General features: G+C 41.4%; 20 protein-coding genes, 2 tRNA genes and 1 other RNA gene. 17 read left to right on the forward strand and 6 right to left on the reverse strand.

What is annotated here, in order from left to right; all coding sequences use genetic code 11:
* Positions 1-33 precede the first annotated feature (33 nt).
* Positions 34-603 carry a flavodoxin family protein gene (locus FTV28_RS00680; protein WP_179988548.1) on the forward strand — a complete coding sequence of 190 codons (570 nt, stop codon included), beginning with the start codon at positions 34-36 and terminating at the stop codon, positions 601-603.
* A gap of 78 nt (positions 604-681) precedes the next feature.
* Here FTV28_RS00680 and smpB read toward each other — a convergent pair whose 3' ends face one another.
* A complete protein-coding gene (smpB, locus tag FTV28_RS00685) occupies positions 682-1,158 on the reverse strand; it encodes an SsrA-binding protein SmpB (protein ID WP_004972209.1) in 477 nt (158 codons plus the stop codon).
* 179 nt (positions 1,159-1,337) lie between these two features.
* On the opposite strand from smpB, the gene coaD reads away from it, so the two are divergent.
* From coaD to FTV28_RS00705, 4 genes are all read left to right on the forward strand, one after another.
* On the forward strand, positions 1,338-1,829 hold the full coding sequence (coaD, locus tag FTV28_RS00690) for a pantetheine-phosphate adenylyltransferase (protein WP_004972207.1): 492 nt from the start codon (positions 1,338-1,340) through the stop codon (positions 1,827-1,829).
* 1 nt (position 1,830) lies between these two features.
* A complete protein-coding gene (locus FTV28_RS00695) occupies positions 1,831-2,094 on the forward strand; it encodes a YfhL family 4Fe-4S dicluster ferredoxin (protein ID WP_004972206.1) in 264 nt (87 codons plus the stop codon).
* A 27-nt stretch (positions 2,095-2,121) separates the two neighbouring features.
* Positions 2,122-2,499, forward strand: an RNA gene (rnpB, locus tag FTV28_RS00700) — RNase P RNA component class A.
* Between the two features lie 73 nt (positions 2,500-2,572).
* A tRNA-Met gene (locus FTV28_RS00705) sits at positions 2,573-2,649 on the forward strand.
* A gap of 40 nt (positions 2,650-2,689) precedes the next feature.
* Here FTV28_RS00705 and FTV28_RS00710 read toward each other — a convergent pair.
* Positions 2,690-3,115: a hypothetical protein gene (locus FTV28_RS00710; RefSeq protein ID WP_179989241.1), complete on the reverse strand. Its 426-nt coding sequence runs from the start codon at positions 3,113-3,115 to the stop codon at positions 2,690-2,692.
* 179 nt (positions 3,116-3,294) lie between these two features.
* Between FTV28_RS00710 and FTV28_RS00715 the strand changes: the two genes are divergently transcribed.
* Positions 3,295-3,371: transfer RNA gene (locus FTV28_RS00715), tRNA-Met, on the forward strand.
* Positions 3,372-3,515: 144 nt separating this feature from the next.
* Here the strand turns inward: FTV28_RS00715 and FTV28_RS00720 are convergent.
* The 3 genes from FTV28_RS00720 to gltA all read right to left on the reverse strand — a co-directional run bounded on the left by FTV28_RS00720 (position 3,516) and on the right by gltA (position 7,477).
* Positions 3,516-5,141: an NAD+ synthase gene (locus tag FTV28_RS00720; RefSeq protein WP_179989242.1), complete on the reverse strand. Its 1,626-nt coding sequence runs from the start codon at positions 5,139-5,141 to the stop codon at positions 3,516-3,518.
* 354 nt (positions 5,142-5,495) lie between these two features.
* Positions 5,496-6,011: a hypothetical protein gene (locus tag FTV28_RS00725; RefSeq protein ID WP_178318539.1), complete on the reverse strand. Its 516-nt coding sequence runs from the start codon at positions 6,009-6,011 to the stop codon at positions 5,496-5,498.
* 191 nt (positions 6,012-6,202) lie between these two features.
* A complete protein-coding gene (gene gltA, locus FTV28_RS00730; protein ID WP_096901013.1) occupies positions 6,203-7,477 on the reverse strand; it encodes a citrate synthase in 1,275 nt (424 codons plus the stop codon).
* Between the two features lie 1,166 nt (positions 7,478-8,643).
* Here gltA and sdhC point away from each other — a divergent pair.
* The 9 genes from sdhC to sucD all read left to right on the forward strand — a co-directional run bounded on the left by sdhC (position 8,644) and on the right by sucD (position 20,716).
* The gene (sdhC, locus tag FTV28_RS00735) at positions 8,644-9,042 is read left to right on the forward strand and encodes a succinate dehydrogenase, cytochrome b556 subunit (protein WP_143228670.1); all 399 of its coding nucleotides are present in this window, start codon (positions 8,644-8,646) and stop codon (positions 9,040-9,042) included.
* Positions 9,042-9,407 carry a succinate dehydrogenase, hydrophobic membrane anchor protein gene (gene sdhD / locus FTV28_RS00740; RefSeq protein WP_096901012.1) on the forward strand — a complete coding sequence of 122 codons (366 nt, stop codon included), beginning with the start codon at positions 9,042-9,044 and terminating at the stop codon, positions 9,405-9,407. The genes sdhC and sdhD overlap by 1 nt, the downstream gene beginning before the upstream one ends.
* Before the next feature lie 12 nt (positions 9,408-9,419).
* Positions 9,420-11,318 (forward strand): succinate dehydrogenase flavoprotein subunit, encoded by a 1,899-nt coding sequence (sdhA, locus tag FTV28_RS00745; protein WP_168418040.1) that lies wholly within the window; start codon positions 9,420-9,422, stop codon positions 11,316-11,318.
* A gap of 14 nt (positions 11,319-11,332) precedes the next feature.
* On the forward strand, positions 11,333-12,043 hold the full coding sequence (locus FTV28_RS00750) for a succinate dehydrogenase iron-sulfur subunit (protein ID WP_096901010.1): 711 nt from the start codon (positions 11,333-11,335) through the stop codon (positions 12,041-12,043).
* Positions 12,044-12,922: 879 nt separating this feature from the next.
* Positions 12,923-15,745, forward strand: a complete 2,823-nt coding sequence (locus FTV28_RS00755) for a 2-oxoglutarate dehydrogenase E1 component (RefSeq protein ID WP_179989346.1) — start codon at positions 12,923-12,925, stop codon at positions 15,743-15,745.
* Between the two features lie 16 nt (positions 15,746-15,761).
* Positions 15,762-16,976 (forward strand): 2-oxoglutarate dehydrogenase complex dihydrolipoyllysine-residue succinyltransferase, encoded by a 1,215-nt coding sequence (gene odhB, locus FTV28_RS00760; RefSeq protein WP_004972191.1) that lies wholly within the window; start codon positions 15,762-15,764, stop codon positions 16,974-16,976.
* Positions 16,977-17,036: 60 nt separating this feature from the next.
* Positions 17,037-18,470, forward strand: a complete 1,434-nt coding sequence (gene lpdA, locus FTV28_RS00765; RefSeq protein WP_179989243.1) for a dihydrolipoyl dehydrogenase — start codon at positions 17,037-17,039, stop codon at positions 18,468-18,470.
* Positions 18,471-18,644: 174 nt separating this feature from the next.
* Positions 18,645-19,811, forward strand: coding sequence for an ADP-forming succinate--CoA ligase subunit beta (gene sucC / locus FTV28_RS00770; RefSeq protein ID WP_168418044.1), 1,167 nt, complete (start codon positions 18,645-18,647; stop codon positions 19,809-19,811).
* Positions 19,812-19,822: 11 nt separating this feature from the next.
* Positions 19,823-20,716: a succinate--CoA ligase subunit alpha gene (gene sucD / locus FTV28_RS00775; protein WP_136144279.1), complete on the forward strand. Its 894-nt coding sequence runs from the start codon at positions 19,823-19,825 to the stop codon at positions 20,714-20,716.
* Between the two features lie 590 nt (positions 20,717-21,306).
* On the opposite strand, the gene trpS is transcribed toward sucD, so the two are convergent.
* Positions 21,307-22,320 carry a tryptophan--tRNA ligase gene (gene trpS, locus FTV28_RS00780; RefSeq protein WP_004972183.1) on the reverse strand — a complete coding sequence of 338 codons (1,014 nt, stop codon included), beginning with the start codon at positions 22,318-22,320 and terminating at the stop codon, positions 21,307-21,309.
* Positions 22,321-22,526: 206 nt separating this feature from the next.
* Between trpS and FTV28_RS00785 the strand changes: the two genes are divergently transcribed.
* Both FTV28_RS00785 and FTV28_RS00790 read left to right on the forward strand, forming a co-directional pair.
* On the forward strand, positions 22,527-23,453 hold the full coding sequence (locus FTV28_RS00785) for a DUF808 domain-containing protein (protein ID WP_179989244.1): 927 nt from the start codon (positions 22,527-22,529) through the stop codon (positions 23,451-23,453).
* A 34-nt stretch (positions 23,454-23,487) separates the two neighbouring features.
* Positions 23,488-24,393 (forward strand): neutral zinc metallopeptidase, encoded by a 906-nt coding sequence (locus tag FTV28_RS00790; protein WP_104853154.1) that lies wholly within the window; start codon positions 23,488-23,490, stop codon positions 24,391-24,393.
* Position 24,394: the final 1 nt, after the last annotated feature.

The raw sequence follows: 24,394 nt of genomic DNA on the forward strand, positions 1-24,394 counted from the left end.
ACTTGACTTAATTATTTGGTTTTAAACATTCTCATGTTAGTGACTCATTCAACATCTTCTTGCGCTGCTATTCGTGTGGCGGTGGTTTATCACAGTCCTTATGGTCATACTGCTAAGGTGGCACAGCATATTGCACAAGGTGCTGCGCAAATGGATGCTCAGGTGACTTTGATGGATGTGGCTGAAATTGAATGGGATAGCCTAGATCAAGCCGATATTATCATTATGGGCTGTCCAACTTATATGGGCAGCATTACTTCGGCTTTAAAACAGTTTATGGAGCAATCGTCTAAGCGTTGGTTGGCCAGAACTTGGCAGGGCAAACTGGCGGCAGGTTTTACCAATGGCGGTGGTTTAAGTGGCGATAAACTGGCGGTGCTGCAACAAATTAATTTATTTGCGATGCAGCATGGCATGTTGTGGTCAGGTTTACCGTTTATGCCGACAGGGCGTAGTCCACACGATATTAACCGCATGTCGAGCTTTTTGGGTTTAATGACGCAGTCTGATAATGCCAGTGTTGAAGTTACGCCACCCGAAGGTGATTTGGAAACTGCAGTCAAATTTGGTAAATATTTGGTGGAATTAAAACTTAAAGACTAAGCATTTTTAGTTTTACAACTTCCATAAAAAATGCTCGATGTTGATCTCGAGCATTTTTTATGGGCGGAATGTGCAAAATTATTTGTGCATCAAACGTGCTTTATCACGCTGCCAATCGCGGTCTTTTTCAGAAGCGCGTTTATCGTGCAATTGTTTACCTTTCACCAAAGCAATTTCAAGCTTCGCCAAAGGGCCTTTCCAATAACATGCTAAAGGTACGCAAGAATAACCTTTTTGATTGACTGCACCCATCAACTTTTCAATTTCACGTCGTGAAAGTAAGAGTTTGCGGGTACGGGTCGCTTCAGGCACTACATGCGTTGAAGCCGACAAGAGTGGTTGAATTTGTGCACCAAATAAAAAGGCTTCATTGTCACGAAACAGGATATAACTTTCGGTAATAGTCATACGTCCTGCGCGCAAAGATTTGACTTCCCAACCTTGCAAAGAAAGTCCTGCTTCAAATTTTTCTTCAATAAAATAATCGTGGCGTGCACGTTTATTCTGTGCAATTGTTCCGCCCGTATTTTTTTTAACTACAGTTAGCTTCGCCATATTCAATTACTTCCAAACTTATGACTATTGTGCCTCAAACCAAGGCTTGCTGACAAATCAAAATCATCACAACTGTTGGCTAAACTGCTTTGATATTTCATAATTTGGTAGACTTTAGTTCACTAAAATTTTTTGTATTTGTTAAACTAACTTTGACAAAACCAACTAGAGCATAATGGATGTCTAAAACTCGCGTAATTTATCCGGGCACCTTTGACCCGATTACTAATGGTCATATTGACTTGGTGACACGTGCTGCAAAAATGTTTGATGAAGTCGTGGTCGCAATTGCCATTGGACATCATAAAAATCCAATTTTTACTTTGGAAGAACGTGTGGAATTGGCACAGGCATCTTTAAAGCATTTGCCTAATGTTGAATTTGTCGGATTTGATGGTTTATTGGTTAATTTTTTCCGTGAGCAAAATGCGACTGCAGTTTTGCGTGGTTTGCGTGCTGTTTCAGATTTTGAATATGAATTTCAGTTGGCAAATATGAACCGTCAATTAGATGCGAAATATGAAGCGGTATTTCTGACTCCTTCAGAGCAATATTCATTTATTTCTTCTACATTAGTTCGTGAAATTGCACGCTTAAAAGGTGATGTGACTAAATTTGTTGCACCTGTTGTGGTCGAAGCCTTTGAGCGTAAATTACGACAAGGTTGGTAGCGTGTCTTTATATATTACCGATGAATGTATTAACTGTGATGTCTGTGAACCTGTATGCCCAAATGAGGCAATTTATATGGGTGAGCTGATTTATGAGATTAATCCAGCATTATGTACTGAATGTGTAGGACATCACGAGCAGCCGCAGTGTCAGTTATTTTGCCCAGTCGATTGTATTCCGCTCGATCCAGAGCATGTAGAAACACAGGAACAATTGCTGGAAAAATATAAAAAACTGATTGCTCAAAAAAGCGCAAGCAATTAACTTATAATTTTGCTAAGATGCGCCTTCGAAGTGAACCAGACGATCGCTGCTGTGGAGGTCTCCGTGACTGAAACAGGGGAGGAAAGTCCGGGCTTCATAGGGCAGGGTGCCAGGTAACGCCTGGGCGGCGTGAGCCGACGGAAAGTGCAGCAGAGAGTAGACCGCCTTCATATGGTTTCTTTTTCGGAAGAAATTGAAGGTAAGGGTGAAAGGGTGCGGTAAGAGCGCACCGCATGGCTGGTAACAGTTCATGGCATGGTAAACCCCACCAGAAGCAAGACCAAATAGGAATCCTGAGGTACGGCCCGTACTGGATTCGGGTAGGTCGCTTGAGCGTATGAGTGATTGTACGCCTAGAGGAATGATCGTTCTCGACAGAACCCGGCTTATCGGTTCACTTCACCAAATTTTAAGCAATTGATGCGTGATAAGGCTTGACGTTACCTAGATTACAGCAGATAATGCGCGCACAGTTTTTGGCTATGTAGCTCAGTTGGTTAGAGCACCGCACTCATAATGCGGGGGTCACAGGTTCAAGTCCCGTCATAGCCACCATTTTTCAGACCACATTCACTAATGTGGTCTTTTTTTATCTTTAAAATTTACCTGTGCAATCTATGTTGTTGGTGTCGAGCTGAATTTGCATTTGCAGGTTTTGAATATGTTGCCAGTTGGCTTGCTGATCAGGATAGCTAAAAATTTTGGCATCCACCTGATTTAACTTTTTCAGTGAAATATGTTGTGATGCGCAATAACGCCCCACCGCACGCTCATAGGCCAATTGCTGCTGGGCTTCAGGACTGAGACGATCTGCAGTAAGAATCTTTTGCTGACCTTTGGCATAGGCTACCAATACGCGTTTATCTGCAAAGCCGTAACTCATTTTTGAGTTGATATACTGTGCTACGTCACGGCGTACACCGTTGTAGTCAACCAAAATTGGCCCAACGACCTGACATGCACCTAAGCTCAAAGCTAAGCCTGCAACAGCAAGCCATTTAAAACGAAGAGTAGAAGACATAGTATTTTCTCTGGTCATTTGAATAAATTTTGCAATAAATATGGATGATAATCCGTAAGAAAAAGGTAAATTGCCTAAAAACTAATAAATTGAAAAGTATTTGTTTAAACTGTGAGCGTTTGTAAATTAAAATACTTGACGATGCAGAGCTAAGTTTAGATAATGCGCACACAGTTTATGGCTATGTAGCTCAGTTGGTTAGAGCACCGCACTCATAATGCGGGGGTCACAGGTTCAAGTCCCGTCATAGCCACCATTTTTATAGACCAAGCTCTCAGCTTGGTCTTTTTTTATATCAAATTTTAAGATACGCTTTATTGCCCCCGTTCTTAAAATACAGGCAATAAAAAACCAAGCCTTCGCTTGGTTTTTTACGCTTCTGTTCAAGCTATACTTTCGCTTAAATTCCAGGTTTCCAGCCATTCACTAATGGGTAACGACGTTCACGGCCAAATGCACGTGAACTGATACGTGGTCCTAAGGCACCTTGGCGGCGCTTATATTCATTGCGATCGACCAATTGAATCACTTTCTCAACCATTGCACGTTCAAAGCCTTTGCCAATAATATCTTCTTGGCTTTGGTCTTCTTCAATGTAGGCATACAAAATTGCATCCAAAATTTCGTACGGTGGTAAAGAGTCTTGGTCTTTCTGATCTGGGCGTAATTCTGCAGAAGGTGGACGAGTAATCACACGTTCTGGAATGACAGGCGCATCAGCAATACTGTTACGGTATTTTGCCAGTTCAAATACAATGGTTTTATATACGTCTTTGAGTACGGCATAACCACCAACCATATCGCCGTATAAGGTGCAATAGCCAACAGCCAGTTCAGATTTGTTGCCTGTAGACAGGACTAAGTTACCAAATTTGTTGGAAAGCCCCATCAAAATTGTACCGCGTGCACGGGCTTGTAAATTTTCTTCAGTGGTGTCACTTGGGCTATTGCCAAAGAACGGATACAAGGTTTGCATGAAGCTATTCACTACAGGATGAATTTCGGCAATGCCGAAGGTAACACCTAATGCTTTGGCTTGCTCTGCCGCATCTTCAACACTGATTTGTGCTGTATAAGTATATGGCATCATCACCGCTTGTACTTTGTCTGCACCAATGGCATCGACTGCAATTGCAAGTGTCAGCGCAGAGTCAATACCACCCGATAAACCTAAAATAACCCCAGGGAAGCCTGAACGTTGTACATAGTCACGTGTAGCTAAAACCAAGCCTTGGTAAATTTCTGCCAACGTATCTAAAGCGGGGCTAATCTCTGCAGTTTTAAAGTATTTCTGAGCAGCATCATATTCAACGAAGAATACACCTTCCTGATACGTCGGTGCTTGTAGTGCAATATCGCCCGCTTGATTGATCACGAAGCTGGTACCATCGAAGATTAAATCATCCTGACCGCCCACTTGGTTCACATACACGACATTTAAATGGAGTTGCTTAGCCAGCTCAGTCATAGTTTGTACACGATGTTGTGGCTTGCCCACTTCATAAGGTGATGCATTGAGCACCAATGCTGTTTCAACATTGAGTTGTGCGAGTTGCTGTACCGTTGGCAGTGCCCATAAATCTTCGCAAATTAATACACCAAATTTATGTCCAAGGTATTCAAATACCAGATGTTGATGACCTTCATCGAAATAACGCTTCTCATCAAATACGGCATAATTCGGTAAATTTTGTTTGTTATAAATACCAAGAATATTGCCATCTTTCATGACTGCAGCAGAGTTGAAACGTTGACCATCTTCAGTTTCATTCACAAAACCGAAAACTAAAACGATATCTTTAATTTCACGTAATTGTTCAAATGCTTGTTGAGTGCGTTTATTCAAGCTTGGGCGCAGTAATAAATCTTCTGCTGGGTAACCCAAGAGAGAAAGTTCAGGAAAAATAATCAGATCTGCGTGTTGTTTTTTCGCTTCATTTGCCTGTTCAAGCATTTTTTGCGCATTTGCTTCGAGATTGCCGATGTGTGGAGAGAACTGTGCAAGGGCAATTTTAAAAGATTTCATTTAAATTAAGTCCTATTCCTATAGGTTTAAAATACACATAAACAACTGATTATTATTGTTATAAAAATTTCAGCGCAGTGTATTGTGGATTAAACGACTGCCGAAAGGCACAAATAAAAACCATTTATTATCTAACAGATAAAGATCTTATTTTGCGGTGCAAAAATAGAGACTTTTGCTATTTTATCGTAATTTAGAATAGATGCTAGCATCGAATACACTTTATTCTTGTATGCTGCAGAATATCATTGAAATGTGACAGAATTTTTATGCTATTTATTTGAAATTATTATATTTTAAGATTAGGTTTGTCTGTGGTTTTAAGCCTGATCGCTCAAGTTAAAGAATATTCAGTTAAGCAATTGGTTTTGGTGGATTCAGAATAATATTGTCAATTTTTTTCAGGAAAATATCTTTAGCGATGTCGCCTTGTTGTTCAATGTTATAGGCAAAAAAAGGCTTGTTTGTAGTCAATTGATAGCGATATGGATTGTACTGTTTAAAGCTTAAATAATATGCCGTTTGTAGGAGTGCACCGTGTAGCAAGACATTGATTTTCTGTTGATATTGCAAGACATGCGCCATTTCGTGAATAAAAATGGCTTGATAGCCTAAATGTGCTTGAGTGTAGTCTGAACGGTAATGCAAATTACGCACATGAATATCACCACAGGGTGCCATAAATATATGTTGTGGTTGCCAAGGTAAATAGGGGTGATTCATGACTCTGACTTTGCTGTAGTCAATTAAATGGCCGAACACAGACTGGCAGAGCTGTATTTCTGCAGGTGTTAAGTAGCGATATTTAAACTGCGCAAGTTTTAAAAAACGCATGAGCAGACTTAAAAATAAGAAATGCAGTTGCAGCATGTAAATTGATCATGAAAGGCTGACATTAAAAATATAGCGTAAAATGGGTTGCGACCCAATTTAATTATGTTGTCTAAGTCAAACTACCAAGGCTTTGTATTCTAGTGTGGATAAATATTCAAAAATAAAAAAACCACCCGAAGGTGGTTTTTTGAGTCGTACTCGTTTTACAAGGTACAATGCGAACCGAATTAACGGTTGATGTCGCGTTGAGTGTAACCTGTGTAAAGCTGACGTGGACGACCGATTTTGTAAGGACCGCTGTGCATTTCTAACCAGTGGCTGATCCAGCCTACAGTACGTGCAAGAGCGAAAATTACAGTAAACATTTCTGTTGGGATACCAATCGCTTTAAGAATGATACCTGAATAGAAGTCTACGTTAGGGTATAAGTTACGCTTGATGAAGTATTCATCAGATAACGCAATACGCTCAAGTTCCATTGCAAGTGCAAGTTGTGGATCGTTGATACCTAAGTCGTTAAGAACTTCGTCACAAGTTTGCTTCATTACTGTTGCACGTGGGTCGAAGTTTTTATAAACGCGGTGACCGAAGCCCATAAGCTTCACTTCTTTAGTCTTCACTTTTTCCATGAAGTCTGCAACGTTTTCTACAGAGCCGATTTCATCAAGCATCTTAAGAACAGCTTCGTTCGCACCACCGTGAGCAGGACCCCAAAGTGCAGAAATACCTGCAGAGATACATGCGTATGGGTTAGCGCCAGTAGAACCAGCTAAACGTACAGTTGAAGTGGACGCGTTTTGTTCGTGGTCAGCGTGAAGCGTGAAAATACGATCCATAGCGCGTGCATGAACAGGGTTAACTTTGTAGTCACGGTCTGCTGGTGTAGCAAACATCATGTACAAGAAGTTTTCTGCGTAGCTTAAGTCGTTACGTGGGTAAACGAATGGTTGACCAACTGTGTACTTGTAGCTCCAAGCCGCTAAAGTAGGAATCTTCGCGATTAAACGAATCGCTGTGATTTCACGGTGGTTAACATCTTCGATGTCCAAATTGTTGTGATAGAACGCAGATAACGCACCAACAACACCAACCATGATTGCCATAGGGTGAGCATCACGACGGAAACCGTTATAGAAACGCTTAACTTGGTCGTGAACCATAGTGTGGTTGCGAACTTTTGCGTCAAAATCAGCTTTTTGTTCAGCTGTTGGAAGCTCGCCATTTAATAATAAGTAGCAAGTTTCTAAGTAGTCAGCTTTAGTTGCCAATTGGTCAATTGGGTAACCGCGGTGTAAAAGAATACCTTTGTTACCATCAATAAATGTGATTTTAGACTCGCAAGACGCTGTTGCCATAAAACCAGGATCAAAAGTAAAGTGACCTGCCGCTAACACATCCTTAACGTCAATTACATCTGGGCCTAATGTGCCGCTGTAAATTGGTAATTCAATTTCTTTTCCATCAAGCTGTAATACGGCTTTTTTGCCAGTTGCTTCAGACATTCAATAGATCTCCTGTCCTGGTGAATGTTGATCTGACTCGAAGTATCAATCTTTTAATGCGCAAGTCAGACGGATTAAAAATTTGCTCTAAGATTAGAGAGTACTGAAATTTTGTCAATTATACTTATGGATTAAGTAGACGACTGTTTGCAGAAAAAGCCGAAAAAATTCCAGTAAAAAAATCAATAAAATCACAGCACAGCCGCAGTATCATAAGTCAAAATTTGTTGGATGTGCAGAAAAAAATCATCGTTTGGGATTAATTGTAAGCAATTTTAAATAATGGTTTTGCTGTGGTGATTCTGCGGTGGGTTGCAGCCCAAAACTTAAATTTATCTAATTCTCATAACTTACACGTTTTTGCATAGGCATCAGGTAGGTTTGTCTTTTGGATACAGGCTGCAAGTCGGGTATTTAAAATAGATGTTAATTGATCAAAAAATGACTGATTAAACTCAGAAAAAATTTCAGGAATAAGCATTTTTTGGGCAAAAGAATATGGGGTTCTGCATAAGATTAAGAGTTTCTTGTTTTGTGTAATATTGGAAAATACTGGATAAGTCATTCTTTCGCATGATGATTATGGTAAAAAAGGTAGATTGGTATTTAGAGCGGACGCTGAATATAAGTTTGAGAAATAGTCTGGGTTGTAAACCTTGTAATCGGGGAAATATAAAACAGTCTAAGTCTGTTGATTATAAATAAATAAAAGTTATCCGAGTGTGAGTAAGCCAATAATTGTTGCTTTGCAGCAACGTATCACAGCTTTAACAGTAAAAGATGCGAGTGTCCGATAAAGCTGTGTGCTCAATGTTTGTAGACACGAATAGATATGATAGAGAGTAAGGTGCAAATTTATCTTTAGTCTAAATATTCTAAATAGATATAAAGCTATATATAGAGCCTATTGCTAAATAAATTGTATAAAAACATTGTGTTATAAGTATGATTGTAATTTAGTTAAGCAGGTTGTTGATTCTTATTGTTGTTAATGATTCTTATTTAAAGGATTTTTGGCAAAAAAGCCGAGCTGTGTTGTTTGTATTTTGACAGTTGACGTTTTATAATTCAGTGTCGTTTTAAGGTTAGGCATGAATTTGCCTGACAATGCCAGCTTTCCTTCGAATTTATTCCAACAAACTCCGGATGGAGTTTTTACTTACAGGATGCCCGCTGTGAAAAGCAACAGACCTGTCAATTTGTCCATGGGTCAAGTTTTAGAAGTAAACTTAAAATCGCCCGTGGCTATTGCATCAATTCTACACCGTCTTTCTGGTGTCATCGTATTTTTACTCGTACCGGTACTTTTATGGTTGTTAGACAAGTCATTGTCTTCACCTGAAGGTTTTGCTCAAGTTCAAGAAATTTTTAACGGTTTCTTTGTACGCTTTATCGTATGGGTATTTGTAGCCGGCTTAATTTATCACTTCATTGCTGGTATTAAGCACTTACTTGCTGACCTTGGTTTTGCAGAAGAACTGCAAAGCGGTCGCATTGCAGCTACTATTTCATTGATCTTGTCTGCAATTGGTATCGTTGCAGCATTTGTATGGATTGTAATCTAATGAAAAGTGCTACAGGTTTAACGGGTTCAGGTTCTCGCGATTGGTATATCCAACGTGTTAGTGCTGTAGTTCTTGCTGTTTATACCGTTGTGGTATTTGGTTGGATTCTTCTTAACGGTGGATTCAACTTTGAACAGTGGTACGGCTTTATGATGACATTACCAATGAAGATTATGTCTTTATTGGCAGTCTTATCTCTTGTTGCACACGCTTGGATTGGCATGTGGCAAGTATTCACTGACTATGTGACTACTCGTCAAATGGGTCCTTCAGCTTCAGGTTTACGCCTAGTGCTGACTTCAGCAGTGATTATTGCTGTTTTTGCATACGCAATCTGGGCTATCCAGATTTTCTGGGCGAATTGATAGGAAAATATCATGGGCGCGATTAACCCTAAAGAAGATTATACAAATATTCCACACCAATTTTTTGACGCAGTCATCGTTGGTGGTGGTGGTTCAGGTATGCGTGCATCTTACCAGCTTGCTCAAGCGGGTTTAAAAGTTGCGGTACTGACCAAAGTATTCCCGACACGTTCGCACACTGTTGCGGCGCAAGGTGGTATTGGTGCATCTCTTGGTAATATGCAAGAAGATAACTGGCACTACCACTTTTATGACACAGTAAAAGGTTCTGACTGGTTAGGCGACCAAGACGCGATCGAGTTTATGACGCGTGAAGCGCCACAAGTGGTTTATGAATTAGAACACTTGGGTATGCCATTTGACCGTAACGCAGACGGTACAATTTACCAACGTCCATTCGGTGGTCACTCTGCAAACTACGGTGAAAAAGCTGTGCCGCGTGCATGTGCTGCAGCTGACCGTACTGGTCACGCACTTCTTCACACGCTTTATCAAAGCAACGTGAAAATGGGTACTCAATTCTTCGTTGAATGGATTGCTCTTGATTTAATCCGTAACGAAGCAGGCGATGTACTTGGTGTTACAGCAATTGATCAAGAAACTGGCAAAATTGCAGTATTCCAAGCGAAAGCGACATTATTTGCTACTGGTGGTGCTGGTCGTGTTTACCGCGCATCTACAAACGCATATATCAACACTGGTGACGGTCTTGGTATGGCAGCTCGTGCAGGTATTCCATTACAAGATATGGAATTCTGGCAGTTCCACCCTACGGGTGTTGCGGGCGCAGGCGTATTGTTAACGGAAGGCTGTCGTGGTGAAGGTGGTATCCTTCGTAACGATTCAGGCGAGCCGTTCATGGAGCGTTATGCACCAACTTTGAAAGACTTGGCGCCACGTGACTTCGTATCACGTTCTATGGACCAAGAAATTAAAGAAGGTCGTGGTTGTGGTCCAAATAAAGACTACATCTTGCTTGATATGACGCACTTAGGTGCAGACACCATCATGAAGCGTCTTCCATCTGTATTCGAGATTGGTAAGAAATTCGCGAACGTTGACTGTACAAAAGAGCCAATCCCAGTAGTGCCGACTATCCACTATCAAATGGGTGGTATTCCAACAAATATTCATGGTCAAGTGGTTGTGCCAGAAAGCCGTGAAACTCAAGAGTTGGTTGCGAACTACAACGCAGAAACTGATACTTATACAACAAACTCGGGTGACCGTGATTTTGCTAAACCAGTAAAAGGTTTCTATGCAATTGGTGAGTGTTCATGTGTATCTGTACACGGTGCAAACCGTTTAGGTACAAACTCATTGCTTGACTTGGTTGTATTTGGTAAAGCTGCTGGTCAGCACATCATTGAGTATGTAACTAAGCAACACGATGGTGAGTACGAACCACTTCCAACAACTGTTCTTGAAAACACTGTGAACCGTATTCGTAAACTTGACGAATCGACTTCTGGTGAAAATGCTCAAGAAGTTGCAGATACGATTCGTAACATCGTTCAAGATCACGCAGGTGTATTCCGTACTTCAGCGTTGCTTGAAGAAGGTGTTAAACAAATTCTTGCGCTTGAACCACGTGTTCGCAACATTCATTTGAAAGACAAATCTAAAGTATTTAACACTGCGCGTGTAGAAGCTTTAGAAGTTGAAAACTTATATGAAGTTGCTAAAGCGACATTAATCTCAGCTGCTGCACGTAAAGAATGTCGTGGTGCGCATACGGTTGTAGACTTCGAGTTACCACCAGATCACCCAACTTATTCTTATGGTCGTCGTGATGATGAGTGGATGAAGCACACCTTATGGTTCTCTACAGATAACCGTCTTGAGTACAAACCAGTACGTTACAAGCCGCTTACTGTAGCTGCTATTCCACCTAAACCACGTACATTCTAATTGGGAGAAGTAAGATGAGTAGAGGTACTCGTACATTTAATATCTACCGCTACGATCCTGATAAGGATAAAGCACCGTACATGCAAACTTTTAAGCTTGAATTGACTGATAAGCACCGTATGTTGCTTGATGCGCTTCTTGCATTGAAAGTACAAGACGAAACTTTAACGTTCCGTCGTTCATGTCGTGAAGGTATTTGTGGTTCTGATGGTGTAAACATCAACGGTAAAAATGGTTTAGCGTGTCTTTGGAACCTAAACGACTTACCAGAAGTGATTACGATTCGTCCACTTCCAGGTCTTCCAGTAATTAAAGACTTAGTTGTTGATATGAATCAGTTCTACGATCAGTACAACAAGATTCATCCGTTCTTGATCAACAACCAGCCTGCGCCTCCAAAAGAGCGTTTACAGTCTCAAGAAGACCGTGAACACCTTGATGGTTTGTATGAATGTATTCTTTGTGCATGTTGTTCAACTTCATGCCCATCATTCTGGTGGAACCCAGACAAGTTCTTGGGTCCTTCAGCATTGTTGAATGCATACCGCTTCATCATTGACTCTCGTGATACTGCAACTCAAGAGCGTTTGGCTCGTCTTGACGACCCATTCTCATTGTTCCGTTGTAAAGGCATCATGAACTGTGTGTCTGTTTGTCCGAAAGGTTTGAACCCGACGAAAGCAATTGGTCACATTCGTAACATGTTATTAGACCAAGCTGGCTAAGCGAGCTAAGGTTGAAAAAAAGCACATCTTTGGATGTGCTTTTTTTATGGCTTAATATTGCTGTAAAAGTAAAATAATAACGAGGTGTGTTTTTTAATATCGAACATATAAACGTAGTATGCAAAGAAGTGATTAAAAAATGAGTGCTTGATATTTTTTAGGTATAACTGCTGGATTAATAGACAAAAACCGATAAAAGGCGACTAAAGTTGCACACAATTGTAATCCAGTGCTGCTATTTTGTTGTAAAGCATAGGCAAATGCCAAGATTAGCTGCAATATTTGTTTTTAGATGTTATCATTTAACGTGTAATTGAGAGGGCAGATTGAGAGATGTGCTCTCTTTTCTTTTATCTAAAATAGTGGGGTTGGACTTTGGTCTAAATTGCTTCTGTTTTTTAAATAAAGCACCATATATTAGATGAAAATAGAATCACTGTATTTCGCCAATTTATAGGAGGTATGTGTCAAAAAAATCAATTGGTTTATGAGATCATGTTACGATTAATGAACCGCTATATTTAAAAAATATTGAAATTTTGTACATTTTATCAACATTTTAACGCTGTTTAGTGTGCTATTTAATCAGACTAAAAGTATAAAAGTCGGGTTAGAAAAGCGAAGTGAGTGAACTTCATTTTTCTAAAACGATTTTGCAAAAAATTGCTCGGCTTGGGTCGAGTATATAGATGAGTGATGATGCCAATGAGGGCGTTATGATTCATAAATGACATTGGGTTTTCCTAATGTAGTGATAACGCCTCATGACATTTGTCAACTGGGGACTAATGTCATGTTACCAATTTGACATTATCAATCATGGGTTTTGCTTAAAAAGCATCCTGGAAAATGTTTTTGCAATAGGAAATGGGTCCACAAATGCAAGAAGTTGCTGACGCACTGCGTCTTGACACTGAACTTTCCGCTGATAGTGCAGCGTATATTGAAGAACTTTACGAGCATTATTTGACGTCACCGGAATCAGTCGGTGCTGATTGGCGTGAATATTTCGATAAATTCCCGAAGGGTGATCAACCACACAGCAATGTACGTGAGCAATTCCTTTTATTAGGTCGTAATTCAAATCGCGTTCAAGCCATTGTTCAAGGTTCAGTGAGTTCTGAACACGAACAACGTCAAATTGGCGTGTTGCAACTGATTGCAGCTTACCGTAACCGTGGTCACCAAAAAGCAAAATTAGATCCATTAGGTTTGGCAAAACGTGAAGACGTGCCAGATTTAGATCTTGCTGCGCATGGTTTAACCAAGTCAGATTTAGACACGGTATTCCACACAGGTAACTTGGCGATTGATAAAGCTGAAGCGACCCTAGGTGAAATGGTTGAAGCCATGCAGTCAATCTACTGCGGTTCAATTGGTGCAGAATACATGCACATTGTTGATACCAAAGAGAAACGCTGGATTCAACAACGCTTAGAGAGCGCACGCGGTAAATTTACGTTCACTGCAGACCAGAAGAAACACGTACTTGAGCGCTTGACAGCGGCTGAAGGTCTAGAAAAATATCTAGGTAACAAATACGTGGGTGCAAAACGCTTTGGTGTAGAAGGCGGCGAATCATTTATCCCAATGGTCAACGAAATTATTCAACGTGCAGGTGCTGTAGGTTGTAAAGAAGTTGTGATTGGTATGCCACACCGTGGTCGTTTGAACCTGCTTGTGAATATCATGGGTAAAAACCCAGCAGACCTATTTGGTGAGTTCGAAGGTAAGAGCTTACACAAAAAAGGTTCGGGTGACGTGAAATATCACCAAGGTTTCTCATCTAACGTGATGACACCAGGTGGTGAAGTGCACTTGGCGCTTGCGTTTAACCCATCACACTTGGAAATTGTTGGTCCAGTGGTTGAAGGTTCTGTTCGTGCACGCCAAGTACGTCGAAAAGACATTGGTGGTGATGACGTATTGCCATTAATCGTACACGGTGACGCAGCATTTGCAGGTCAAGGTGTGAACCAAGAAACCTTCCAAATGTCACAAACTCGTGGTTATACCGTAGGTGGTACAGTTCACATTGTGATTAACAACCAAGTTGGTTTCACAACTTCTGACCCACGTGACGCGCGTTCTACAGAATACTGTACTGACATTGCAAAAATGATTCAGGCGCCAATTTTCCATGTGAATGGCGATGACCCTGAAGCTGTAATTTTTGTATCTCAATTGGCACACGATTTCCGTCACACATTCCGTAAAGACGTTGTGATTGATTTGTTCTGCTACCGTCGTCGTGGTCACAACGAAGCTGACGAGCCAGCAGCAACTCAGCCAATGATGTATCAAGTGATTAACAAAAAGACCACTACACGTACTTTGTATGCTGACCAATTGGTGCAAGAAGGTGTGTTGGATCGCGCAGCAGCAGATCAAATGATTGAAGATTACCGCGCAGATTTAGAAGCGGGTAATCACGTTGCGAACGCATTGGTACTTGAGCCAAATACCAAAATGTTTGTAGATTGGTCGCCATACTTGGGTCACGACTATACAGACGTTTGGGATACAACTTTCCCTATCGAGCGTTTGAAAGAACTTGGTCAAACCATGCGTAAACTTCCAGAAGGTTTCGTGATGCAGCGCCAAGTTGCCAAAGTGATTGACGATCGCTTGAAAATGCAAACAGGTGAAATGCCACTAAACTGGGGTGCAGCTGAAACTTTAGCTTACGCATCTTTGTTGGATGAGGGTTACCTTGTTCGTTTGACTGGTGAAGACGTTGGTCGTGGTACTTTCTCGCACCGTCATGCAAAACTGCATAACCAAGTCGATGGTAAAACTTATATTCCGTTATGCCACATCAAAGAGAACCAACCACGCGTTGCAATCTACGACTCATTATTGTCTGAAATGGCAGTATTGGCATTTGAATATGGTTATGCGACGACCCTTCCAAAGAGCTTGATTATTTGGGAAGCACAATTCGGTGACTTTGCCAACTGTGCTCAAGTGGTAATCGACCAGTTCATTTCATCTGGCGAAACCAAGTGGGAGCGTGTGTGTGGTTTAACGATGCTTCTTCCACACGGTTTTGAAGGTCAAGGTCCTGAGCACTCATCTGCACGTTTAGAGCGTTTCTTACAGCTTTGTGCGGAAGAAAACATGCAAGTGATGACACCAACAACACCTGCACAGATTTTCCACGCTTTACGTCGTCAGGCGATTCGTCCAATCCGTAAGCCAATGATCATCATGTCGCCGAAGTCTTTACTTCGTCACAAGTTAGCAGTGTCTAACCTTGATGAGCTTGCAACTGGTACATTCCAGACTGTGATTGATGAAGTTGACAACATCAACAAATCAGACGTGACGCGTTTGGTATTGTGTGGTGGTAAAGTGTATTACGACTTGCTTGAAAAGCGTCGTGAATTAGAATTGAACAATACTGCAATTGTTCGTATTGAACAGTTGTACCCATATCCAGAACAACGTCTTGCTGAAGTTCTTGCTTCTTATCCAAACGTAAAAGAATTAGTTTGGACTCAAGAAGAGCCGAAGAACCAAGGTGCTTGGTTATTCATCGCGCCACGTTTATATGATGACGTAATGAAAACTGGTAAACAGATTCGCATTAGTTATGCGGGTCGTGAAGCATCTGCAGCACCAGCGTGTGGTTCACCATATTTGCATGCAAAACAACAAGCTCAGCTCATCAATGACGCGCTTGCGATCGTAGCTGAATAACAGGAGATTCGAAGTAATGGCAACCGAAATTAAAGCACCGGTATTTCCAGAGTCAGTTGCAGACGGTACGATTGCAACTTGGCACAAACAACCAGGTGAAGCAGTTTCACGTGATGAAGTGATCTGTGATATTGAAACCGATAAAGTTGTTTTGGAAGTAGTCGCTCCTGCTGATGGCACAATCTCTGCAATCATCAAAAACGAAGGCGATACTGTTCTTTCTGACGAAGTAATTGCTCAATTTGAAGCGGGTGCTGTTTCTGGCGCTGCTCAAACTCAAGCAGTTCAGTCTGAAGCACAAGTAGAGCAAGCTGCGGCGAAAACTGAAGCAGGCGCTGCGCCAGTTGTTGAGCGTGCACAACCAGTTGCTGACCAAGCACCAGCAGTACGTAAAGCGTTGACTGAAACAGGTATCAATGCTGCAGACGTTTCTGGTACAGGTCGTGGTGGTCGTATCACTAAAGAAGATGTTGCAAATCATCAAGCTAAACCTGCTGCTGCAGCTGCGCCATTAAGCGTTGCGGTAGGTGAGCGTATCGAGAAACGTGTTCCTATGACACGTTTACGTAAGCGTGTTGCAGAGCGTTTACTTGCAGCGACTCAAGAAACTGCAATGTTAACAACATTCAACGAAGTGAACATGAAGCCAATCATGGAAATGCGTGCACAATACAAAGACGCATTTGAAAAACGTCATGGTGCACGTTTAGGCTTTATGTCTTTCTTCGTGAAAGCTGCAACTGAAGCATTGAAACGTTACCCAGCAGTAAACGCTTCTATTGATGGCGAAGACATCGTATATCACGGTTACTACGACATCGGTGTAGCGGTTTCTTCTGACCGTGGTTTAGTGGTTCCTGTATTACGTGATACAGACCGCATGAACTACGCTGAAGTAGAAAACGGTATTCGTGACTATGCTTATAAAGCACGTGACGGTAAGCTAGGTATTGAAGATATGACTGGCGGTACATTCACCATTACTAACGGTGGTACTTTCGGTTCATTGTTATCTACACCAATTCTAAACACGCCACAAACTGCAATTTTGGGCATGCACAAAATCCAAGAGCGTCCTATGGCGGTAAATGGTCAAGTTGAAATCTTGCCAATGATGTACTTAGCGCTTTCTTATGACCACCGTTTAATTGATGGTAAAGAAGCTGTAGGTTTCCTTGTAACAATCAAAGAATTGTTAGAAGAGCCAGCTAAACTCATCCTTGACCTTTAATTCTAAAGAATAAATCAGTGGGCTTGGAGCGATCCTCTAAGCCCATTTTTGGAGATAAAAATGTCTCAACAATTTGATCTTGTTGTTATTGGCGGTGGCCCAGGTGGTTATGAAGCGGCAATTCGTGCGGCTCAACTTGGCTTTAAAGTTGCGTGTATCGAAAAACGTATTCACAAAGGTAAACCATCTTTGGGTGGTACATGCTTAAACGTGGGTTGTATCCCATCTAAAGCATTACTCGATTCTTCACATCGTTATGAAGATACGGTTCATCACTTGGCTGATCACGGTATCACCACAGGCGAAGTACAGTTTGACCTTGCAAAACTTTTAGCACGAAAAGACAAAATCGTTGACCAATTGACTGGCGGTATTGATCAGTTATTAAAAGGTAACGGTATTGAGTGGTTAAAAGGTACAGGTAAATTACTTGCTGGCAAGAAAGTTGAGTTCGTTTCTCACGAAGGTGAAACTCAGGTTCTAGAGCCTAAATATGTCATTCTTGCGACAGGTTCTGTACCAGTTAACATTCCTGTAGCGCCAGTAGATCAAGACCTGATTGTTGATTCAACAGGTGCACTTGAGTTCGCTGAAGTACCTAAGCGTTTAGGTGTGATTGGTGCAGGTGTCATTGGTCTTGAGCTTGGTTCAGTATGGCGTCGTTTGGGTGCAGAAGTTGTAGTATTTGAAGCAATGGATGCATTCTTACCAATGGCTGACAAAGCATTGGCTAAAGACTACCAAAAACTGTTGACTAAGCAAGGTATGGACATCCGTATCGGTGCAAAAGTTGCAGGTACTGAAATTAACGGTCGTGAAGTGACTGTTAAATATACCCAAGGCGGCGAAGACAAAGAACAAACTTTTGACAAGTTAATCGTTTGTGTAGGTCGTCGTGCTTATGCAGAAGGCTTATTGGCTGATGACTGTGGTATTAAACTGACTGAACGTGGTTTAGTTGAAGTGAACGATTGGTGTGCAACTTCTGTTGAAGGTGTATATGCAATTGGTGACTTGGTGCGTGGTCCAATGCTTGCACATAAAGCAATGGAAGAAGGCGTGATGGCTGTTGAGCGTATTCATGGCCATGCTGCACAAGTGAACTACGACACCATCATTTCAGTGATTTACACACACCCTGAAGCGGCGTGGGTAGGTTTAACTGAAGAGCAAGCCAAAGAAAAAGGTCATGAAGTGAAAACTGGTCAATTCGGTTTCGCTGTAAATGGTCGTGCTTTAGCTGCTGGTGAAGGTGCAGGCTTTGTGAAGTTTGTAGCAGATGCAAAAACAGATCGTCTATTGGGCATGCATGTAATTGGCCCTGCAGCGTCTGACATTGTTCACCAAGGTATGATTGCCCTTGAATTTGTATCTTCAGTTGAAGATTTACAATTAATGACATTTGGTCATCCAACTTTCTCTGAAGTAGTGCATGAAGCTGCTTTAGCGGTGGATGGGCGTGCGATTCACGCGATTCAGCGTAAACGCAAATAACACTAAAAAGAGCGGCTTAGGCCGCTCTTTTTACATTTGATGGTTGTGTTTGTGGGAATAATCATCTAAAAATAAAGAGCATAGAAAATAGCACCACCATGGAAGACCAAGATCAAACCCAGATTTGATGCGGGTGGTGAGAACTGAATAAAAGAAGTAGTAAAAGGTTAGTCAATGAATTTACATGAGTATCAAGCGAAAGCGCTATTAAAAAAATATGGCATGCCTGTTCAGGAAGGAATCTTGGCCACGACAGCAGTAGAAGCTGTGCAAGCTTTTGAGCAACTGGGCGGAAAATTTGCCGTAATGAAGGCGCAAGTACATGCGGGTGGCCGTGGTAAAGCGGGTGGTGTAAAAGTGGTGAAATCTGCACAGGAAGCTGCAGACTATGCCAATGAAATTATTGGTACACGCTTGGTCACTTATCAAACTGATGCTTATGGTCAGCCGGTAAACAGTATTTTGGTTGCAGAAGATGTCTATCCTGTAGAGCGCGAATTGTACTTAGGTGCTGTGGTAGATCGTTCAAGCCGTCGTGTCACCTTTATGGCATCTACCGAAGGTGGGGTTGAAATTGAAAAAGTCGCAGAAGAAACCCCTGAAAAAATTATTAAAGTAGAAGTCGATCCATTGGTGGGGTTATTGCCATTTCAGGCGCGAGAAGTTGCTTTCGCCTTAAAACTAAAAGATAGCCAAATCACTCAGTTTGTAAAAATTATGACTGCGGCTTATCAGGCATTTATTGATAATGATTTTGCTTTGTTTGAAATTAATCCACTTTCAGTGCGCGAAAATGGTGAGATTTTATGTGTCGATGCTAAAGTCGGAATCGACTCTAATGCGTTGTACCGTTTACCTGAAGTCTTGGCGCTGCGAGATAAGTCACAAGAAAATGAGCGTGAATTGCGTGCTTCAGAATTTGACCTGAACTATGTAGCTTTGGAAGGCAACATTGGCTGTATGGTCAATGGTGCGGGCTTGGCAATGGCAACGATGGATATTATTAAGTTGTATGGTGGCCAGCCTGCGAACTTCTTAGATGTAGGTGGTGGTGCAACCAAAGAGCGTGTGATTGAAGCCTTTAAAATTATTTTGGCAGATCACTCGGTTAAAGGCGTACTGATTAATATTTTTGGTGGAATTGTACGTTGTGACATGATTGCGGAAGCAATTATTGCAGCGGTTCAGGAAGTAAATGTGACAGTACCTGTAGTGGTTCGCCTAGAAGGGAACAACTCGGAACTTGGTGCAAAATTACTCGATGAATCAGGATTAAAACTTATTTCTGCAAACGGCTTGTCTGATGCCGCAGAAAAAATTGTTGCTGCAGTGAAAGCTTAAGGAGAATCAGGATGAGCGTATTAATTAATAAAGACACCAAAGTATTGGTACAAGGTTTCACTGGTAAAAATGGTACTTTTCACTCAGCACAAGCACTTGATTATGGAACTAAAGTGGTGGGTGGGGTAACGCCAGGAAAAGGTGGTCAAACCCATTTGGAATTACCTGTATTTAACACCATGAAAGAAGCTGTACGTGAAACAGGTGCAGATGCATCGGTGATTTATGTGCCTGCACCGTTTGTTTTAGATTCGATTGTAGAAGCAGTCGATTCTGGAGTAGGTTTGATTGTGGTGATTACGGAAGGTGTGCCAACCATCGACATGCTTAAAGCCAAGCGTTATTTAGAAACCAATGGCAATGGTACACGTTTGGTGGGACCAAACTGCCCAGGTGTGATTACACCAGGTGAATGTAAAATTGGCATCATGCCAGGGCATATTCATCAACCAGGACGAATTGGCATTATTTCACGTTCAGGTACTTTGACCTATGAAGCTGTGGCACAAACCACCAAATTAGGCTTAGGGCAATCGACCTGTATCGGGATTGGTGGTGACCCAATTCCAGGTATGAACCAAATTGATGCTTTAAAATTGTTCCAAGACGACCCAGACACCGATGCGATTGTTATGATTGGTGAAATTGGTGGTACGGCAGAAGAAGAAGCTGCGGAATATATCCAGTCGAATGTTAGCAAACCTGTGGTGGGTTATATTGCAGGAGTGACAGCACCTAAAGGTAAGCGTATGGGACATGCGGGTGCAATTATTTCAGGCGGTAAAGGCACTGCGGAAGAAAAATTTGCAGCCTTTGAGCGTGCTGGAATTGCTTATACGCGTAGCCCTGCTGAATTGGGTTCTACCATGTGGCAAGTATTAAAAGATCAAGGTTTGCTTAAATAACAAATTTTGAAGATCTTGATTTTATTCAGTACTCAATCCCCAATTTTGGGGATTTTTTATGTTGAAAAATTAGCCACATTTGAGAGATAAAGTATATGATAAGAGTTAATTTGGTATTGCTTTGTTGCATAAATATGTAAGCATCTGATTTAAATAAATTTAATTTTGTATCAAAAAATAATCAAAACTTTTAAATCATATAGTTATGAAATCTTTGTGCGACAAAGCCGTTCAAGTAGTTTTTGCATCTCGGGAAATTATTTTTATTGTTGTACAAGCTGTATAAATAGCTGATTCAAATAAAAAAATACGCAATGATTGGGGTGATCATTGCGTATGAAAAACGAATCTGCTTTCACAGCTTCGATAACGGAGAAATGTTATGAAATTAGGATGGCTCCTAAAGCATGTAAGTATACTAAACTGAGAATGAATACTATTCCGCAGTATTCAGGTTGCGTGATGTTAAATCACGTTAGTAATAAGTGTTTTTTGTGAGTCGAGTCAGCTTGTGTTGATTTTTCACTCAAATAAAAAGTCTCTTATTCATGTGAATAAGAGACTTTAAAATATTTGTATCTACAAAATGCTTAGAAGCGGAATACACCCAAGCCAGCTTTCACTTCATCTAAAGTTTGCTGGGTAATATCACGGCATTTGTCGGTGCCTGTTTTCAAAATATCCATAATGTAGTCAGGATCTTTAGCAAGTTCGATACGACGTTCACGGATCGGCCCAATCAATTCTTTTAGAATGCCTTCCAAACGCTTTTTCACCGTACCATCGCCCAAACCACCACGACGATAATGCGCTTTCAGTTCTTCAAGTTCTTCTTTGTTGGTATCGAAGGCATCTAAATAAGTAAATACTACGTTGCCTTCAACCTGACCTGGGTCTTCGATACGCAGGTGATTTGGGTCGGTGTACATTGCATTGACAGCTTTTTTAATGTCTTTGTCTGTGGCATCTAACACAATGGTATTGCCCAGTGATTTTGACATTTTCGCTTTACCATCAAAACCAGGTAAACGTCCGACATTTGACAACAATGCCTGACATTCAGGTAGCAAGTCATGACCAATTTGACGATTCACCCGACGCACAATTTCATTGGTCTGTTCAATCATTGGAATTTGGTCTTCACCTACAGGAACGACCGTTGCTTTAAATGCAGTAATATCGGCTGCTTGAGCTACAGGGTAGCACAGGAAACCTGCAGGAATATCACGCTCAAAACCACGCATCTGAATTTCAGATTTAATGGTTGGGTTACGCTCCAAACGTGCCACAGTCACGAAGTTTAAATACAACATGGTGAGTTCGTTTAATGCAGGCAGGCAAGATTGCACGCAAATGGTGGTTTTTGTTGGATCAATCCCCACCGCTAAATAATCGGTTGCTACCTCAATAATATTACGACGGACTTTTTCAAAGTTATCGGCATTGTCAGTTAAGGCTTGAGCATCGGCAAGTAACAGGTGTTGATGATGTGAGTCTTGTAAACCTACACGTGAACGTAAAGAACCCACAAAGTGACCTAAATGTAGTTGTCCAGTTGGACGATCGCCTGTCAAAATCACAGGACGATTATCTTGATTACTCATTTTTTATTCCAAGTCGTATCTACGACATCTATGTACCGATGAATTGCTACATTGTAAGGCATAACATTTTTCAATGTCACTTCCTTAAGTGAGTTGAATAGAATTTGCTGTAAAAAATTTTGCTGTAAAAATTAATGAAGTAAATACAGACCCTATATAAATTCAGTTTTAAAATAACTTGAAAATCATATAAGGATAACAACGCAATGGCGAGCAGCTTATTACTTTTATTAGATGACATTGCAACAGTTTTAGATGATGTGGCAGTTATGAGCAAAATGGCTGCAAAAAAAACCGCAGGGGTTTTGGGCGATGATTTGGCGTTGAATGCGCAGCAAGTCAGTGGTGTACCTGCAGAGCGTGAGTTGCCTGTGGTATGGCGTGTGGCTAAAGGTTCATTCATCAATAAGCTAATTTTAGTACCGCTCGCGTTATTAATTAGTGTCGTTGCGCCGTGGTTAATCAATCCTTTATTGGTGGTTGGTGGTCTATTTTTAAGTTATGAAGGTGTGGAAAAAATCATGCACACCTTACAACACAAAAAAGCCCAAACGGCTAAAGAAGCGCAACTTGAGCTAATTCAAACTGAGCAAGACCTTGCGGCTTATGAAACCGAAAAAATTAAAGGTGCTGTGCGTACTGACTTTATTTTATCGGCGGAAATTGTGGTGATTTCTTTGGGGACTGTGGCTGCGGCAGGCTTTCTAACCAAAGTGACAGTATTAAGTTTAATTGCGATTGCCATGACGGTGGGTGTCTATGGGTTCGTTGCGTTAATTGTCAAAATTGATGACATTGGTTTATACCTCACAGAACAAGCTGCCAATTTTAAACAACGTATTGGGAGTGGTTTACTGGCATTTGCTCCAATTTTAATGAAGACTTTATCTGTGGTGGGTACTGCAGCGATGTTCTTGGTTGGTGGAGGAATTATCAATCATGCTATTCCTTTTGTGCACCATTTCACAGAAGATACGGTAGAGTATGTACAAGACATTCCAACGATGGGCAGTATTGTAGGTTCAGTCACGCCAATGTTGATGAACCTTGTCGTGGGTATTTTGGCAGGCATCTTGGTGGTGATTGTGGTCGCACTTGTTCAAAAAGTGTGGTCAAAGTCTAAATCGGCTTAATCTATTATCAGAGTTTAAGAGAAGGATAAGAATAATGCGTTGGAAAGGTCGTCGAGTTAGCACGAATGTAGAAGACCGCCGTGGTGGCGGTGGAGCAAAAGCGGGCGGTATCAGTATTTTGGGCTTAGTGGTGGCCTTTGTTGCATGGAAGTTCTTTGGCATCGATCCGCAATCGGCTTATCAAGCGACCAAGCAAGTCACCTCACATGCGCAAAGTGCTGAAACTAAAGGTTTAGATAATCCAACTCCTGAACAACAAGAGGCGATGGAGTTTGTGGGCACTGTTTTGGCCGATACAGAAGATACGTGGTCACAAGTGTTTCAGCAGCAGTTAAATAGCCAATATATACCACCTAAACTGGTGTTATTTACAGGTGTGGTCAATTCTGGCTGTGGTACGGCACAATCGGCAATGGGGCCATTTTATTGTCCTGCCGATCAAAAAGTATATATTGATACTTCATTCTTCCAAGCCATGCGTCAGCAAATGGGCATTGGTGGTGAACAAAATCAGACTGAATTAAGCCGAAATGATCAGGCGGGCGATTTTGCTCAAGCCTATGTGGTGGCGCATGAAGTTGGGCATCATATTCAGACCATTTTAGGGATTTCAGAACAAGTGCATAAAGCACGTCAGCAAGTCAGCGAAGTACAGGGTAATCAGCTTTCGGTACGTCAGGAATTACAAGCGGACTGTTTATCGGGAGTGTGGGCGCATCATAACCATCAACGTACTCAATTCCTCGAACAAGGTGATATTGAAGAAGCAATGGATGCGGCACATAAAATTGGCGATGACTATTTACAAAAACGTGCACGTGGGCAAGTCGTGCCTGATAGCTTTACGCATGGTACCAGTGCACAGCGCGTACAATGGTTCCAGACTGGCTTAAAATCAGGCTTGATCAGTGATTGTGATACATTCAATGCCGCAATTTAAC

The organism is Acinetobacter sp. YH12252, from assembly GCF_013417365.1.
Lineage (GTDB): Bacteria > Pseudomonadota > Gammaproteobacteria > Pseudomonadales > Moraxellaceae > Acinetobacter > Acinetobacter towneri.

Coding starts and splice junctions, on each gene's coding strand:
- FTV28_RS00680 (WP_179988548.1), top strand. CDS start 34: ATGTTAGTGACTCATTCAACATCTTCTTGCGCTGCTATTCGTGTGGCG.
- smpB (WP_004972209.1), bottom strand. CDS start 1,158: ATGGCGAAGCTAACTGTAGTTAAAAAAAATACGGGCGGAACAATTGCA.
- coaD (WP_004972207.1), top strand. CDS start 1,338: ATGTCTAAAACTCGCGTAATTTATCCGGGCACCTTTGACCCGATTACT.
- FTV28_RS00710 (WP_179989241.1), bottom strand. CDS start 3,115: ATGTCTTCTACTCTTCGTTTTAAATGGCTTGCTGTTGCAGGCTTAGCT.
- FTV28_RS00720 (WP_179989242.1), bottom strand. CDS start 5,141: ATGAAATCTTTTAAAATTGCCCTTGCACAGTTCTCTCCACACATCGGC.
- FTV28_RS00725 (WP_178318539.1), bottom strand. CDS start 6,011: ATGCTGCAACTGCATTTCTTATTTTTAAGTCTGCTCATGCGTTTTTTA.
- gltA (WP_096901013.1), bottom strand. CDS start 7,477: ATGTCTGAAGCAACTGGCAAAAAAGCCGTATTACAGCTTGATGGAAAA.
- sdhC (WP_143228670.1), top strand. CDS start 8,644: ATGCCCGCTGTGAAAAGCAACAGACCTGTCAATTTGTCCATGGGTCAA.
- sdhD (WP_096901012.1), top strand. CDS start 9,042: ATGAAAAGTGCTACAGGTTTAACGGGTTCAGGTTCTCGCGATTGGTAT.
- sdhA (WP_168418040.1), top strand. CDS start 9,420: ATGGGCGCGATTAACCCTAAAGAAGATTATACAAATATTCCACACCAA.
- FTV28_RS00750 (WP_096901010.1), top strand. CDS start 11,333: ATGAGTAGAGGTACTCGTACATTTAATATCTACCGCTACGATCCTGAT.
- FTV28_RS00755 (WP_179989346.1), top strand. CDS start 12,923: ATGCAAGAAGTTGCTGACGCACTGCGTCTTGACACTGAACTTTCCGCT.
- odhB (WP_004972191.1), top strand. CDS start 15,762: ATGGCAACCGAAATTAAAGCACCGGTATTTCCAGAGTCAGTTGCAGAC.
- lpdA (WP_179989243.1), top strand. CDS start 17,037: ATGTCTCAACAATTTGATCTTGTTGTTATTGGCGGTGGCCCAGGTGGT.
- sucC (WP_168418044.1), top strand. CDS start 18,645: ATGAATTTACATGAGTATCAAGCGAAAGCGCTATTAAAAAAATATGGC.
- sucD (WP_136144279.1), top strand. CDS start 19,823: ATGAGCGTATTAATTAATAAAGACACCAAAGTATTGGTACAAGGTTTC.
- trpS (WP_004972183.1), bottom strand. CDS start 22,320: ATGAGTAATCAAGATAATCGTCCTGTGATTTTGACAGGCGATCGTCCA.
- FTV28_RS00785 (WP_179989244.1), top strand. CDS start 22,527: ATGGCGAGCAGCTTATTACTTTTATTAGATGACATTGCAACAGTTTTA.
- FTV28_RS00790 (WP_104853154.1), top strand. CDS start 23,488: ATGCGTTGGAAAGGTCGTCGAGTTAGCACGAATGTAGAAGACCGCCGT.